A 14,635-nucleotide genomic window follows, 5' to 3' on the forward strand; every position below is an offset into this window, starting at 1 on the left:
CCTATCTCATCAATCGGCATCTTTATCCCTCAATGCATAACCCCGCAATAACCGAGCGGAGCATTGCGAGGTAAAGTGAGTGTAACGAATCACGCAATGCGGAGTCCGGTTGATTGCTTTGTTAAAAATTTTTACCTCGTAACTTGCCAAGCGGAATACCCTTTTTATATGTAACTTCATACACCTTGATGATATTGCCTTTCTCGCAACCCGAAACACAGTTTTCATTTAGATCTATCTCTTTTTCTTTGTACTCAATTACCCCAAGTGAAGAAAGGTATTTAAGCTTATCGGCACCTTGATCACTGCCTTGCATCCGAACAATCGGCTCTTTAAGCGGTACCAAAAATAACTTATGATCTTTTTGTCCGTGTATAGAAAGAACAGAGAGTAGCTCAGGAATATAATCTACCACTTGCAGACCTTCGGCTGTCTCGGTCAGCCGGATGGTACCTCGATATATTTCAAAGGTTGGCCACTGAGATAACATAGCTATAGAAGGCGAAACAGGCATGCCATCCCAGCTAGACTGGCAGTTATAGGAAGCAAGATCGCGACTAAACTTCCGCGCTTTAGAACCGGCCCCCATCAAATACTTATCCACCCTGAAGGTAACGACCTCACTTCCACATGAATGATCTAGCATTACTTCAGCACTCTTAGTTTCTTTAGGGTGCTCAGCTTTAATTCTTACTTCTTCGATTTTCCCTAGCATAAGCACGAGTTTAAATTCCTCTGCTTTTGCTATCACCGGGGAAAGTAGAACTATAAATAGTGGTATGAATTTCATATGACTTTTAACGATTTGCATATGGGGATTTTAGGAGCGCTTTTCCAGCGAGTAAAATTCCCATCATGATGCACTTGTTATGTTTGCGTTCAACAATTTTCCGCATTTTGTATCCAAATCATTTCAAACTGGTCTTTTGACAATCCAGTACAAACCCCAAAAGTGCTGTCATTTAAGTTATCTTGGGTGACCTGCCCTTCGGGTAATTGCCCCATTGAGTCTGCTTCATGTTTTTCGGAATATTTTAGTATGGTCTTATCGTCAAGCACTTCAATTGACCTTACAATAAAACCAGCTTCATTGATTTCCCAATAACATACAATGTTCTCTTCCAAACCCTGAGTATTCCCTTTAGATTCATACTTATAATGCTTCATGCTGCTTCTAGTAAACATAACGCCCCAAGCAGGGGATTTTATGAGTGTTTTTCAGCGAGTAAAATTCCCGCTGACTTGGCTTGTTAGCTTTAAACACACTTCGCAATTGTTGATAAAGCATCCTTCCAAGCAGCTCCAGAGTCAAAGTTTTCAACTAGGCCATCTTTGGTACTTTGACCAGTAAATGCCCCCATACCGTGTTGAATCATATAGGTGGGTTTATATGCAGGCGCTCCTAAATTAGATAGGCTTTCACAGATCGCAGTGTTATCAGTAGTTATGCTCGTTAGAGCTACTTGTAATTTATCCATAACATCTTGTGGTTGACTGCCAAATAAGTTCATACGCAGCACGCTAATTGCTTGATGTGACGTTTTATCGGATACACGTTTGGTATCAAAAAAACCGTAAGACATACCCGCAAAATATAACTCAGCTGCATTTGAGTAGTCTTTTTGAGTCAAACAAGCGTCTAGACCAGTAAATATATCCACAGGATTTTGCTTGTTCGATAATTTACCTACAGAGACACACCCTGCTGGTTTAGGGGATTCGAGGTTACCTGCGGCTTCATAATTTGTAACATTGCTTTCAGGCGTCGAGTTACATGCAGACACCATCAATGCTGTAACTGTACCTAATATTATTTTTCTATCCATATTCTGGAAATTCTCCTTTAAAGCTAACGCTTTGCCAAGGGGCAAATGCGAACATTGTTGGGCGAAGCCCAGTGAGCATTTGTCCCAGCCGCGCTTTTTGCGGCGAACTTAGGCAACTTGTTAGTTGCCTTTTTGTACAGTCTTTGAGAATACATAAAGCTCCCCAAGCAAATGCATATACTTTTTATTTAATTCATCGACATCGGGTTTCCAACNATTAAATATGGGGATTTTAGGAGCGCTCTTTCAGCGAGTAAAATTCCCATTATAATTTTTTTGTTATGTGTAATTACCACAGTTTTAGATTAGTATTTTTAGGGAGTATTTTGAGCAAGCCCTGATTGCCTTTTACACCGTAAACTAAAAACAAAACCCCTAGAATAAATATAGATAGGCACATGGTTAGAGTTTCCTGACCGTAATATGCCATAAACGGAGATAGAGCTACAAAAAGCAAACCTACGATAATTCCCAGCACTCTTATAGCCAAAATATTTTCTCCATTGTATTTATTTATCCCTTACACATAACAATTTATTAGAAATAATAAACCATAAAACCCTTTAAAAACAAAAGTTTAATTAAAAATAAAAAAATATGTAGACACAATGTAGCACTGCAATCTCTAACAGAATAGAACTTCTAGATAGTGCTTAACATTAAATCCGAAATAACTGGCATTAATATTGGTGAAAATGATTTATCAATTTTAATTTTGGCTCTGCGAGAGATTTCAATATCACCAGCAAACCCTGCATATTTCACTGCGACTAAAAGCTTCGTCAAACAATGGTCCGAAGGTAAATTTAGATAATCGCTATAGTCCTTAATATCAATATTCCCTTTTAAACACATTTTTGCAGAAATACCTTCACTTACACCAATGTCAGATAACTCTAATTGCTTAGCAAAAAGAACTGAAACACCTAAACTTTCTATATTACAAAGAAAATCAATTGGAGAAATTTCAAATTTTTCTATTGTTACACCAAAACTATCTAACTGGGAAATTGCTGTTACAAACTTTCTGATACACCTTCCTGGATTGATGATTTCAATTAATTGAAAAGATTCACCACTAAATACAAAGTCTATATATTCAAAATTTTTCCTTTCACTCATTTCGACTCTACCAAATGGGTCTCTAATCTCTTCTACAATCACATTGGAGTTTACGTACCTACCTGATATAGAGTTTAGAGTCGCGGAGTTCAATATAAACCCCTCACCTATTTCACTGGTGTATTGAGAAGTTAACATTCTTTGTTTTAAGCTTCTTGGGGATTGCCAAGATGCTTTAAACCACTGTACTCGGTTCACGTTATATCCTGAGAAAATATTGCTTGATAAGCATTTCGAGCAGCAGACTCAATTTTTTTATGCAATTGTTTCTTTTCTAAATTACTTGGAGCATCACTCTTCTGCACAAAATTCTTTGTTCTTTCACTATACCTATTTATGAATCGAACTTGGTACGTAAAACCATTTTTTTCTTCTGGATTTTTCAGTGATGCCTCAAATGAAACTTTATCTGAAGCCGTTCCTACCTCAAGAGATTCCCATTGAATATGGGATACATAGAACCCCCTTTCAAATAGTGACTTAAGCTCTGGAGAAGAAAGTACCCCCTCACCATGTAACATTGCTTTCTTTATTCGACTAGTAATAGCATCATCATCGCCCTCTATCTCTGGGTGATGTAGCTTTACATTAGTAACATCATAAAGTTTATAATCATCGATATTGGAAATGAGTTTTCTAAAAAAATCTGAGACTTGAGACGCTTTTGATACGCCGGATAAATCTATAGAGAATTGTTTTAAGTTTTTACCCGCAATAGAATTTAACTGCAATTTTAGCTCTGAAACTAGCCCCATGGAAAAATCGTTTGCGGGAGAGCGTAGGTTTAATTCCCCTCCACTGAACTCAACTTCAATGAGAGAAGTTTTAGGGACAACTTGTCTCATTTCAGGCTTAGTAAGATCGTAATCTTTATAGTTAACTTCTAAGATAAAAGAGTCTGATTTTTTAACTATTTTTGCATTTGAGTCGCCTTTACTAGAAACTTTTGTTTTTATTATATCTAAACAATTTTTAACCTTCGTTTCATCCAAAATCATTTGTCCGTCATCATTTGCATTATCAATAGATGTAGAGGAAATATTTTCTCTTCTGGGACTTACAGATAAAAATTCAGCTAACTTAGTTTTATCGTAGTAATCAAACATGTAACTAGACAAATAGAAGGAGGCATCATCTTTTACTTCTAAAGATGAAAAAAGGACATTTTTTTGAAATAGTAATGAAAAAATATTTGCTTTAGTGACTTGGTTTTGTGATAAGCCATCGAAAATTGCTTTATCATGGTAAAAATATATTGAAGGGCCGTATTTTAGGGTTTTCATTACTTTTCACTCCAACCTAACTCACCGATATTATAATGCTCTGTAAACCTTGTAACTCTCTCCGGTACTATTAGATTAAGTTGCTTTTCTCTAACTTCATCCATATTCCAGATTTGCATATATTTTAACTTGGCATTTTTGAAGGTAGCCATTATATTTGCATCTCTATCTTGACCAATAAATTTCAGTGTAATGTGAATTTCTTCAGATAAAATCTGATAATGAGATAGCATATCTATCAGATATACAAATTCGTCTATTTCGCTTCCAGATCTCTTGTAGTAAATTATATACCCTGTTTGACCATCATGTTTTTGATATTTGGTTATTAAAATCGGGCTTGATAGTTGCTCAATAGTAGCTGGTTGCTCCCAGTATTCACCATGTTTAACTTTGTGCATCATCATATCAGGATACCAAAAGGTATATTTTTGTATCCCAAACTTTCCAATACATATGTTGATATCGCATGCAATTGAAAAGCAATCTTCAATTTGTTTGGGGCCCATAAAGTGAATTAGATTCCCTTTAGCAATGGGAAAAGTTGTTAAATTAATTTCTGAAAATTGTTCGTGAAAATCATTTGAATAACTATTGTCGTGATTGTAGACAAATAGAAAACCTCTAACTTCATAATCAAGATTACTACTTTGCACTAAGTAAGCATCTTGCCAACTTTCAGATACAGCAGCACATTGAATAGACATAGCTAAACTATCTAGAGCAGTTTTAATTGTGGATGCCGTTATAGACTTTTTGGCATAACTTTTCAAATCAGTATTAAAATAAAGGTCTTTTCCAGTATAAGGATCAACATAGTGAAAAACACAATCACATGGATGTGTTTTCTTATTATGCTCACTAAACGCACATGCGAAGTTTTGATCATGTAATTCATGGAGATCCCACTTAAATGTATTAAAAATATTTTCTGATATTGCGTTGGCAGCAAAAGATGTGTTGATTGTCTCAGACATTGGTCTTCCCTGAATAATTATTGTGCGTATAAAAATACTCTCAGTAATTTAGTCAATTAGCAATGGGATATTTCTGCATTATCAATAAATTAGTACAGTTATTTACAGAACTCCTAGGGAACTCAACCTTCGGTTTCGCCAAGAGCCAAAGTTTGCGCACCACGATTTTTTCTTACCGTCCATTCATGCTCTCGGCTTATATAGATTTCACCACCACAACACAATCCTTTTACAACATATCCAATAGGCTCTATATACAGCCCTTCTTTCTCAATGAACTCCCTATGAATAGAAACAGGACAATCTGCCCGCTTGATATTTGCACCACCCATTGCCTGCATAAAAGCGCACCAATCACCGCTATCAGCGGCGCACAATACAGATAAAACTGTATCATCATCTGACTGACTCACAGCGATACGTCTAGCTTCACGCCAAACGGTAACAGAAGGACCGCCAAACTGTTGAAACTGACGTATCCCATGCAAACCTGACCATTCACATATTCTTTCAGCTGAATCACTTGCAGGCTTTCCATAGTGGTCTTCATCAACACCATGCCCATCGATATTTTTAGCAATATACTTGGCGATATAACCTACGGCTGAGCCTTTTCGTTTATCAATGAGTTCGACTGTAAATCTATGCTTTTTAGCGCCTGCCTCCTCCCCATCAACTTCCAATGCATAATCTCGTAGCGTAGACTCTAATATGACTCTCTGCTCTGGTTTTACAAAAACAAGTAAATGCCAATGTGGTGTTCCATCATGGTGAGGCTCTACCACTCGCATCCCAAAATAATCAATCTTTTCTCTAGCTAAAGCAGCTCTTCCTTTTGCCCACTGCCTACTTAAAAATTTATGCGCTTCACTCGGGCTAGTGCCGTCGAATTTAGGGTTAGACTTTCCGCTCCTTAATACAGCATGCATACGAGATGGAGCGGTAATAGTAATAAACGTTGCCTGATAACCAAATTGATTGCCGTATGCTTCCATGCCACTCAAACGGCACATTAACTCATTGCGCTTATTGACAGGATTAGACACATTACTATCACTTGCTTCTTTAAGGTTTAGTGTGTCACCACATTCATTTACCATTTCCATACTTTCTAAAAATACCTTAGTACGGCGTTTTATCTCTCGTCTTGTTCGAAGGTTGTAATCAGTAATGTAAATTTGGCTATGGGCATTAATAACCCCCATATGACGCGCTATTTGCTCAATCGCTCTAGCTTTGACTTTATGTAACTTCTTATTCCAATATTTAAAACAGGTGTAACGGGCTATATCACCTTGAATGAACTTGCCTTTTCGTGGGGTAATACTGTTTTGGCGCTGAATTGATTCAAGTACTTTTAAGACTTCTTCTATAGGCTCGTCGTCATGCAGCATATTAGAAGCCACTGAATAACACTCCATTGAACGGTTATCAGCGTATTCTTCAATTTGGTCATCCGTCATGCTTTTAACAGCATGAAACGGGCGGCAAAACTCCGCCAGTTCCCGTATATATGAGTTAGCGTTGAAGCGTCCCTTCACGCCCGTTTTTAGTAAACGGTTATATTGAGCTTTCACTCGATGACGCAAAATATATGGAATGAGCTTTAAGCATTCTTTAACGAACGTCTTATCATCTCTGTGCTCAGTATTAAACGAATCCAGCATTAACGAGCCTGTTTGAGCAAACACCGCCCCTTTTTCGTTAATGGGCTGAATATCATTTGGCTTCTGCTTGTCATTATCGTTAACGGGTTCAAGTTGGTAGCTTAATCCCGTTAACGGCTCGATAGTCGTTAACGGACTTTGAGGCTCATGTTGAACAGGGAAAGCTTCAAGTGAGTTTTTTTCTGTCGTTACGTTAAGAGGCTTTTCATTTATTGGATGGGGAGCCATTCTAACTCACCTCACTAGTTGAATAAGTGAGCTGAGATTCAATGTAATGCTCTAAATCCTGCATGCGATAGCGAATTGCTCTTGCCCCCACTTTTACAAATGGGATTCTGGCACCTGCCCAGCGGTCACGCTCTAAAAACGCTTCACTGACGCATAGTAACTTCGCCGCTTCTTGGGTATTAAGTAAGTTGATAATCATGGTACACCTCTGCTTGTTCAGCGTTTAATTACGCCTTTCATTTAAAAACAGGGTGTATCTTTTCTTATGTTTGAATAAAACGGAATGCCGCTAGGGGGTAGAGGAATTCCTCTAGGGGGTAGAGGAATTTTTTTTGCTATGGAATAGGCAGTATTAATTTCCCTTTTTTAAACGCTCCTATCCATTTTGAAAATTGAAGGTTCTTCTCTTCTGCATCAGATAAAACTAATAAGGGACTGGCCTCACTGTTTAATTCAGCTTCAATAATGGTCCCTGCTTTCTTATTTGAAAAAGAAGTGCAATCTTTAAGATACCGTTGAATAACCTCTACCTTTAACGGCATTATTCGTTCAGCTTTTGCACTACCTCCGGCTTTACCGCTACTGGTGACTTGCTCTCTTTCATCAAACAAACACTCAGCTCTCGCCATACTATCTAGTATTTCGCTGCGACACTCAGCAATAACGTGAGGAATGTTTTCTTTCAACGCTTTCGAGAGCTCACTCTCTCCGGCTTTTAAAGTCATATCGTGAGTCATACTTTTAATGGATGCGCTATGCATCAAAACCAATGTGGCAAAGACCTCACACCACCTCAACTTTTTAACGTTAATAGTCGTTAAGTCAAAATAGTTAAGCAGCAAATAAATACATCGCCCATCGGTTAAATAAAAAGATTGTCGCTGAGAGTCTTTAAGCTGCATTTTGGCTAACTCAAATGCAAAGTGACTTCCAATTGCTTTCATCCAATCAATTGAGTGAGCAATACGTATCACCGCAGCATTAGTGCGAGAAGAGAGAATATCTCTTGCCATGTATGTTGCGTCAGACTCTTCTTTCAAGGGCGTAAAATCTAATGGCGCATAGCCTTTACGGTCAAAAATAGAGCTAATATTACCTTTAGTTTTTTCCTTATTAATTAAATGGCTCGGACTGAGTTTAATTGTTTTTTGGTACATAGTGCTCTTCCTGAATGTTTGCATGCTCAATAAAGAAATTAGTAATGCGCTGCATAGGCTCTCTTAGCCTGTCTAAATTGTTGATAACATAGCCTTGTGTCACATCGCCACCAGACTTGTGATTCACTAAGCTTTTTATAGCATAAGCTGATATATCTAATGATTCGGCCACTGTAATAAACGTGCGCCTTAAGTCATGAAAAGTGAATTCAATACCGGACGTTTCTTTTAGGTACTTTAACGCTCTGCTCGGATGGGCAAGATATCCTGTCCTTCGATTAGAAAATACATACTCATTTGTTTTGAAACGTAAGCGATACAGCAGAATGCTTTCGATTAAATCACTAAAAGGTAGGGTTAGCGGCTCGTTGTTTTTGGTGTCTGGAATATGAAATGTTTTATCTTCAAAATCTACATGCTCCCAGAGTAACTTCGCACCTTCATTACGTCTTAGACCAGTTAGCAATAAAAATAACATATAGTCAGATGCAGTATGATGGAGATCCAAACTTGAATTAAACTTCATATCACTCAACGCTTGATACCAGTTTGCAAGCTCATGCTGTTTAATCACAGTTTGCCGTCTTGGCTCTTTGGCCCACGCTTTTAATTGGTTTATACGCTCTACAGGATTAACGGGAAATAAACTATTACCGCTATCATCTTCAAATTGAATATTAGCAAAACGAAAGATAGCACTTAGTACACGCATCACGTTATTAGCATAAGAAGGGCTTAATTTAGACTTAAGCTCACTATGTCGCTTAACAACACTGTCCTTCGTAATGGAAGAAAGTGGCTTATTCTTCCAGTCTTTTAGCTCACCATCTAGGTACATCTCATATTGAGCGTATGTTTTAGGCTTGAGGTCATTTTTAACAAGTTTGTATTCTTGAAATACATCATAGAGTGTCATGCCTTGCGCTTCTTGTTGTTTACGCTTAGCAATGGGATTGATACCCGTTGCAATTTCGCCTAAATACTCCAAGGCAATCTTACGGGCTTTTTCCGCTGTAATTTCTGGATACTTCCCAAGAGTAATTCGTTTCACCTTGCGGTTAATACGCTTCTCTAGAATAAAGGCTTTTGCCCCGCCAGCAGTAACCCTTAACCCGAACCCTTTTAACTCATTATCTCGGTATATGGCCTGCCCTGTTTCAGGCAGTGTTATCTTGTCTACAAAAGACTTATTTATTTTATTGGTAGACACAGTGTAGACACCTTAATTAAAACTAATGTCTACACATTAAAACGTACTTAATGGACTAAAGCCAATTAAATTAAGCCACTTAGAAGATATTCAAACATATTAAAACAAGGTCAAAAGGAGGAAAATAAAACAATTTAATAGTGCGCGAACCGCGCATTTTTCTATTTACAAATCGCGCACTTTCTTAATTTATCTATTTTTACCAAATTCAGTAACACTTTGCTACCTAAAGAAAAATTTGGACTTTGAAATTTTTATGATCCCACAAAAATGCGCGATTCGCGCATTTTCCTAAATATAGGGGAAACTAAACTATACTGTATAAATAAACAGCTAAATTGGATGTGTAAAATGAAACCAAAATCTCCATATTTGCAGTATATAGTTGACTACATGTTAACTAGGCAATATTCATTAAGAACCATTGAAACTTATTTAAAATGGATTACCTCATTTATTCATTTTCATCAAAAACGGCACCCAAGCTCTATGGGCGATTCTGAGGTTGAAATCTATCTCGAATATTTAGTATTAACAAAAAACGTGTCTCCTCGCACTCAAGCAACGGCATTAAACTCTTTGTCTTTTTTATATAAACACATTGTTAAAAATGAATTATCTCAAAATCTAAACTTCGCTCGTTCAAAGCGACAACCTAAATTACCAGTGGTCATGACTAAAGACGAAGTGAAGCTATTAATGACAAAATTAACGAAAAGGTACTATCTAATAGCTGGGTTAATGTATGGGAGTGGTTTGCGAGTTATGGAGAGTATTCAATTACGGGTACAAGACATTGATTTTGACTACAAATGTATTCGTGTCTGGAATGGAAAAGGGAACAAACACAGGGTAGTGACATTAGCCGTTGAATTAATTCCTGCCCTTAGAAATCAAATATTACAAGTGGATGAGTACTTGAAGTTAGATCTAAAGAATGAGCAATTTTCTGGGGTTTGGATGCCTTATGCATTAGCTAAAAAATATCCTTCGGCAAATAAAACACTGGCCTGGCAATTTTTATTTCCTTCTCATAACCTCAGCAATGATCCTGAAACAGGTGAAATTAGACGACATCACTTTCACCATACCTGCATTAGGAAAGCAGTAAAGGCTGCAGTTAATGCTGCGGGATTGACCAAGCAAATTACACCTCATACGTTTAGGCATTCTTTTGCTATCCATTTATTACAAGCTGGAGCTGATATTAGGACCGTTCAAATCCAACTTGGACACTCAGATGTGCAAACCACACAAATTTATACTCATGTTTTGCAGCAAGGAGCCAATGGGGTAACTAGCCCTTTAAGCCACTTATAAATCAAAAAGCCTCAACGAATTTTTTCTCGTCAAGGTGTCTACTTTGTAAACTTATATACTCAATCTGGTATTATCTCTAAGCCGCTATAACACTCGATTACATATTGGTTTGGCATAAAACATTCTGCCGATGATTCTTTCATCTCATGTTCAAATCGAGTTGGATAATTTTCCGTCAATAATTCTCCATCCGTTAGCTCTGGATATATTTCATCGTAACGTTTAATTTCAGTTTGACTCACCCTGCGATGAATATGAGTACGGTTAATTTGACGTGGGTCTCGTAACCCAGCCGAAGCAATAAGATCCATACACGCTCGAACCGTTTCTTTTTGATACCTTGCAATTCGCGAAGCTTTATCTCCAACCACTAAGCCTGCTTCTAAAGTTGGATCTTGGGTTGCTATTCCTGTCGGGCATTCATTACTATTACAAACCAAAGATTGCACACACCCTAACGCCACCATCATGCCGCGAGCACTGTTACACACATCTGCACCAAGAGCTAAATTTCTCACTAAATGAAACCCAGTAAATACCTTACCACTGGCGATAATTTTAATGTCTTTTTTAAGGTCAAAACCAACTAAAACATCACGAATAAACACTAAAGCCTCTACCAATGGCATACCTACAGAGTTACTGTATTCTAATGGCGCGGCTCCTGTCCCTCCTTCACCTCCATCTACGGTAATGAAGTCTGGTTTGATATTGGTTTCAACCATAGCTTTACAGATAGCCACAAACTCACTTTTACGCCCTACAGATAATTTAAACCCCACTGGCTTTCCACCTGATAAATCACGAAGTTTCTGAATAAACAGCATCATTGCCAGAGGTGTTTTAAACGCTTTGTGAGCAGGAGGAGAGTCCACTCTGGTTCCTGGCTTGACTGCTCGAATTTCAGCTATTTCAATAGTATTTTTATCTGCCGGTAAAATACCGCCATGACCTGGCTTAGCCCCTTGAGACAACTTTATTTCGATCATTTTAACGTTATCTTTAGTGGCCGTTTTCGCGAATAAATCATCACTAAACTTGCCATTTCCATCACGACAGCCAAAGTACCCTGTGCCAATTTGCCACACTAAATCACCGCCGTGTTTGAGATGATATGGGCTAACACTACCTTCTCCAGTGTTATGATAAAAACCTCCTTGCTTAGCTCCTTTATTCAACGCTTGAATGGCATTTCCGCTTAAAGAGCCAAAGCTCATGGCAGACACATTAAAAATACTGGCTTGATAAGGCTGTTTGCAATCTGGGCCACCAATTTTAATCCTTGGGTAGATAGCATGTGCATCAAGGTGAATAGCCGCCATTGAATGACCTATCCACTCATAACCTACTTGGCGAGTGTCTAATTTGGTACCATAAGGTACCGTGTCTTTTTGGCCCTTAGCTCTTTGATAAATAACTGAACGAAACATACGGTTAATGGGTACGCCATCTGTCTCTGATTCAAAAAAGTATTGGCGAACAAACGGCCTGAGAAACTCCATTACCCAACGACCACGCCCCACCACAGGAAAGGTTCGCCATAGGGCATGTTTAGTTTGATACATATCGTAAATGCCTGTAGCCGTAACAGGTAATAGAATGAGTACTAACCACAACAAGCCAGGCCAAATAAAACTCAGTAAAATAACACCTAGCCAAGCTGCAATTGCACCTTTTACGAACCATTTACGCATAAATTTGACCTTATCTATCAACTAGAAATAAACAATAATAACCATGTTACCAACACATTAAATGCAAGTGCGAAAACCTTTTTAAGGGTACCCTCTATCTTCGAGGATATGACCGCTAAACTTACCAATTTATGACAGCTTTATTTTGTTGTTGCAGTATTTCGTTTGTTTTTGAAAAATGCCGGCATCCAAAAAAGCCTCGATATGCAGACAAGGGGGATGGGTGAGGGGCTTCTAGAATATAATGTTGTTGAGTGTCTATCATTGCGCCTTTTTTCTGAGCATGACTGCCCCACAATAAAAACACTACACCTTGTTTTTGTTCGTTTAATTGCGTAATGACGTGACCGGTAAATTGCTCCCAGCCTATTTTAGCATGTGAATGAGCATTACCTTGCTCAACGGTTAAAACCGTATTAAGCAGTAATACACCCTGCTCTGCCCAAGCATTTAAACAACCATGCTCTGGAATACTGAAACCTTCAATATCTGTAGCTAACTCTTTGTATATATTAACCAGCGAGGGAGGTGTTTTAACACCCGGTAAAACGGAGAAGCTTAAACCATGAGCCTGATTGGGGCCGTGATATGGGTCTTGCCCTAAAATCACTACCTTTACTTTGCTAAACTCAGTTAAGGAGAACGCCTTGAATACATCTTGTGATGGTGGGTAGATAGTCTTACCAGCAGCTCGCTCACTTTCAATATATTGAATCATATCTTGAAAATAAGGCTGCTGCTGTTCTTGAGCTAAGACATCTGCCCACTTTGACATAACTTGAGTTTATCCAAGTAAGGCCAATAAATGGGCTTTCAGGGCTTCATAATCTGCAGGTAATTCGGCTGACAAACCTTCTTTACCAGCACAATCAACCAATGGCTGTGGCAAGCTGATAGGTTGACCCAGCACGTTTTCAACAGTCTCTCTGAACTTAGCTGGATGCGCCGTTCCTAAGAAAATACCTGTTTGGCCTTCTTCAAGTTTTCTAGTCAATGCTTTATAAGCTATCGCAGCATGTGGCTCACTCACGTAGCCAAGTTGCGCTAATTGGCGCATAGCCACTTGGGTATAGTCTTCATCGACGGTATCGCCAGAGATAACAGATTTATCAAGATATCCCTGCTCGATGATCGCTTCAATACGAGGCCAGTTATTAGGTTGACTAACATCCATAGCGTTAGACATAGTGGCTATAGTATCTTTTGGATCCCACTCGCCAGTTTTTAAATAACGTGGCACAGTGTCATTTAGATTAGTTGCAGCAACAAAGTGCTTCACTGGTAATCCCATTACTTTAGCAATCAAGCCAGCGGTTAGGTTTCCAAAGTTACCACTTGGAACTGAAATCACTAAGTCTTGACGTTCTTCTTCAGAAAGTTGAGAAACAGCTTCAAAGTAATAACAAACTTGAGCAGCTAAGCGACTGATATTAATAGAGTTTGCAGAGTTCAGGTGTAATCCGTCTCTTACATCTGGGTCATCAAAGGCAGACTTAACTAATTGCTGACAAGCATCAAAGTCATCTTCGATGGCGACTGTGTGAATATTGCCACCTAAGGTAGTGAATAACTTTTCTTGTAGCTGGCTTATCTTGCCTTTTGGATACAGTATGACAACGTTAATGTTATCTATACCATGAAATGCATGGGCTACAGCAGCACCGGTATCACCTGATGTTGCCGTTAATATAGTAATTGGCTCTCCGTTAGATATAGCGGTTAAGCACTGAGCCATAAACCGGCCACCGAAGTCTTTAAACGCTAGAGTTGGACCATGAAACAATTCTAAACTGTAAACATTGTCAGTGACTTTTGCTAAAGGGGCGTCAAAAGCAAATGCTTTTGTAACTATGCTAGCCACTGTTTCTCGGGGTAATTCGTCACCGATCAACGTGCTTAATATTTCGATGCTTCTGTCCACAAATGGCATCGCTAGTATTGCGTCTATGTCTTCGAATTTTGGTAGTGCTTTAGGAAAATACAAACCTTGGTTTTTTCCTAGGCCTTTTTTTACGGCTTCTGCAAATGTTGCTTGGTCTGCCGCATCTTTTAGATTAACAAGTTCCACTTTTAATACCTTTGTTTTCCAATATCAACACACTCAGTTTTTACGGTGTTTATTTATTGTTACCGCACCTTTATGACACGGTT

The 14,635-nt window shown here is 38.4% G+C and carries 14 protein-coding genes; 1 reads left to right on the plus strand and 13 read right to left on the minus strand.

What is annotated here, in order from left to right:
- Positions 1–121: 121 nt before the first annotated feature.
- From EOK74_RS05680 to EOK74_RS05725, 10 genes are all read right to left on the minus strand, one after another.
- Positions 122–811 carry a hypothetical protein gene (locus tag EOK74_RS05680; protein ID WP_133468965.1) on the minus strand — a complete coding sequence of 230 codons (690 nt, stop codon included), beginning with the start codon at positions 809–811 and terminating at the stop codon, positions 122–124.
- 68 nt (positions 812–879) lie between these two features.
- Complete coding sequence (locus EOK74_RS05685; protein WP_133468966.1) at positions 880–1,167, minus strand: hypothetical protein; 288 nt, start codon at positions 1,165–1,167, stop codon at positions 880–882.
- An 89-nt stretch (positions 1,168–1,256) separates the two neighbouring features.
- Positions 1,257–1,826, minus strand: coding sequence for a hypothetical protein (locus EOK74_RS05690; RefSeq protein WP_133468967.1), 570 nt, complete (start codon positions 1,824–1,826; stop codon positions 1,257–1,259).
- Between the two features lie 642 nt (positions 1,827–2,468).
- On the minus strand, positions 2,469–3,146 hold the full coding sequence (locus tag EOK74_RS05695) for a hypothetical protein (RefSeq protein WP_133468968.1): 678 nt from the start codon (positions 3,144–3,146) through the stop codon (positions 2,469–2,471).
- Complete coding sequence (locus EOK74_RS05700) at positions 3,143–4,231, minus strand: hypothetical protein (RefSeq protein ID WP_133468969.1); 1,089 nt, start codon at positions 4,229–4,231, stop codon at positions 3,143–3,145. Before EOK74_RS05700 ends, EOK74_RS05695 begins: the two co-directional genes overlap by 4 nt.
- Positions 4,231–5,208, minus strand: a complete 978-nt coding sequence (locus tag EOK74_RS05705; RefSeq protein WP_133468970.1) for a PD-(D/E)XK nuclease domain-containing protein — start codon at positions 5,206–5,208, stop codon at positions 4,231–4,233. Before EOK74_RS05705 ends, EOK74_RS05700 begins: the two co-directional genes overlap by 1 nt.
- 122 nt (positions 5,209–5,330) lie before the next feature.
- Entirely contained in the window at positions 5,331–7,103 is a 1,773-nt protein-coding gene (locus tag EOK74_RS05710) for a replication endonuclease (protein ID WP_133468971.1), read from the minus strand.
- 1 nt (position 7,104) lies between these two features.
- Positions 7,105–7,302: a helix-turn-helix transcriptional regulator gene (locus tag EOK74_RS05715; protein WP_133468972.1), complete on the minus strand. Its 198-nt coding sequence runs from the start codon at positions 7,300–7,302 to the stop codon at positions 7,105–7,107.
- Positions 7,303–7,438: 136 nt separating this feature from the next.
- Positions 7,439–8,260 carry a hypothetical protein gene (locus EOK74_RS05720; RefSeq protein WP_133468973.1) on the minus strand — a complete coding sequence of 274 codons (822 nt, stop codon included), beginning with the start codon at positions 8,258–8,260 and terminating at the stop codon, positions 7,439–7,441.
- Positions 8,241–9,470: a tyrosine-type recombinase/integrase gene (locus tag EOK74_RS05725; RefSeq protein WP_133468974.1), complete on the minus strand. Its 1,230-nt coding sequence runs from the start codon at positions 9,468–9,470 to the stop codon at positions 8,241–8,243. The genes EOK74_RS05720 and EOK74_RS05725 overlap by 20 nt, the downstream gene beginning before the upstream one ends.
- A 351-nt stretch (positions 9,471–9,821) precedes the next feature.
- On the opposite strand from EOK74_RS05725, the gene EOK74_RS05730 reads away from it, so the two are divergent.
- Complete coding sequence (locus EOK74_RS05730; protein ID WP_133468975.1) at positions 9,822–10,790, plus strand: integron integrase; 969 nt, start codon at positions 9,822–9,824, stop codon at positions 10,788–10,790.
- Between the two features lie 59 nt (positions 10,791–10,849).
- Here the strand turns inward: EOK74_RS05730 and EOK74_RS05735 are convergent, their stop codons facing one another.
- The 3 genes from EOK74_RS05735 to thrC form a co-directional block, all read right to left on the minus strand.
- Positions 10,850–12,484 (minus strand): FMN-binding glutamate synthase family protein, encoded by a 1,635-nt coding sequence (locus EOK74_RS05735; protein ID WP_133468976.1) that lies wholly within the window; start codon positions 12,482–12,484, stop codon positions 10,850–10,852.
- Positions 12,485–12,605: 121 nt separating this feature from the next.
- Entirely contained in the window at positions 12,606–13,259 is a 654-nt protein-coding gene (gene ung / locus EOK74_RS05740; protein ID WP_133468977.1) for a uracil-DNA glycosylase, read from the minus strand.
- A 9-nt stretch (positions 13,260–13,268) separates the two neighbouring features.
- Complete coding sequence (gene thrC / locus EOK74_RS05745) at positions 13,269–14,552, minus strand: threonine synthase (protein ID WP_133468978.1); 1,284 nt, start codon at positions 14,550–14,552, stop codon at positions 13,269–13,271.
- Positions 14,553–14,635: the final 83 nt, after the last annotated feature.

Origin of the sequence: Paraglaciecola marina (assembly GCF_004360155.1) — a bacterium.
GTDB lineage: Bacteria > Pseudomonadota > Gammaproteobacteria > Enterobacterales > Alteromonadaceae > Paraglaciecola > Paraglaciecola marina.

Bases quoted from the DNA above. Each gene is read 5' to 3' on its own strand.
- EOK74_RS05680 (WP_133468965.1), bottom strand. From the start codon at position 811: ATGCAAATCGTTAAAAGTCATATGAAATTCATACCACTATTTATAGTT.
- EOK74_RS05685 (WP_133468966.1), bottom strand. From the start codon at position 1,167: ATGAAGCATTATAAGTATGAATCTAAAGGGAATACTCAGGGTTTGGAA.
- EOK74_RS05690 (WP_133468967.1), bottom strand. From the start codon at position 1,826: ATGGATAGAAAAATAATATTAGGTACAGTTACAGCATTGATGGTGTCT.
- EOK74_RS05700 (WP_133468969.1), bottom strand. From the start codon at position 4,231: ATGAAAACCCTAAAATACGGCCCTTCAATATATTTTTACCATGATAAA.
- EOK74_RS05705 (WP_133468970.1), bottom strand. From the start codon at position 5,208: ATGTCTGAGACAATCAACACATCTTTTGCTGCCAACGCAATATCAGAA.
- EOK74_RS05710 (WP_133468971.1), bottom strand. From the start codon at position 7,103: ATGGCTCCCCATCCAATAAATGAAAAGCCTCTTAACGTAACGACAGAA.
- EOK74_RS05715 (WP_133468972.1), bottom strand. From the start codon at position 7,302: ATGATTATCAACTTACTTAATACCCAAGAAGCGGCGAAGTTACTATGC.
- EOK74_RS05720 (WP_133468973.1), bottom strand. From the start codon at position 8,260: ATGTACCAAAAAACAATTAAACTCAGTCCGAGCCATTTAATTAATAAG.
- EOK74_RS05730 (WP_133468975.1), top strand. From the start codon at position 9,822: ATGAAACCAAAATCTCCATATTTGCAGTATATAGTTGACTACATGTTA.
- EOK74_RS05735 (WP_133468976.1), bottom strand. From the start codon at position 12,484: ATGCGTAAATGGTTCGTAAAAGGTGCAATTGCAGCTTGGCTAGGTGTT.
- ung (WP_133468977.1), bottom strand. From the start codon at position 13,259: ATGTCAAAGTGGGCAGATGTCTTAGCTCAAGAACAGCAGCAGCCTTAT.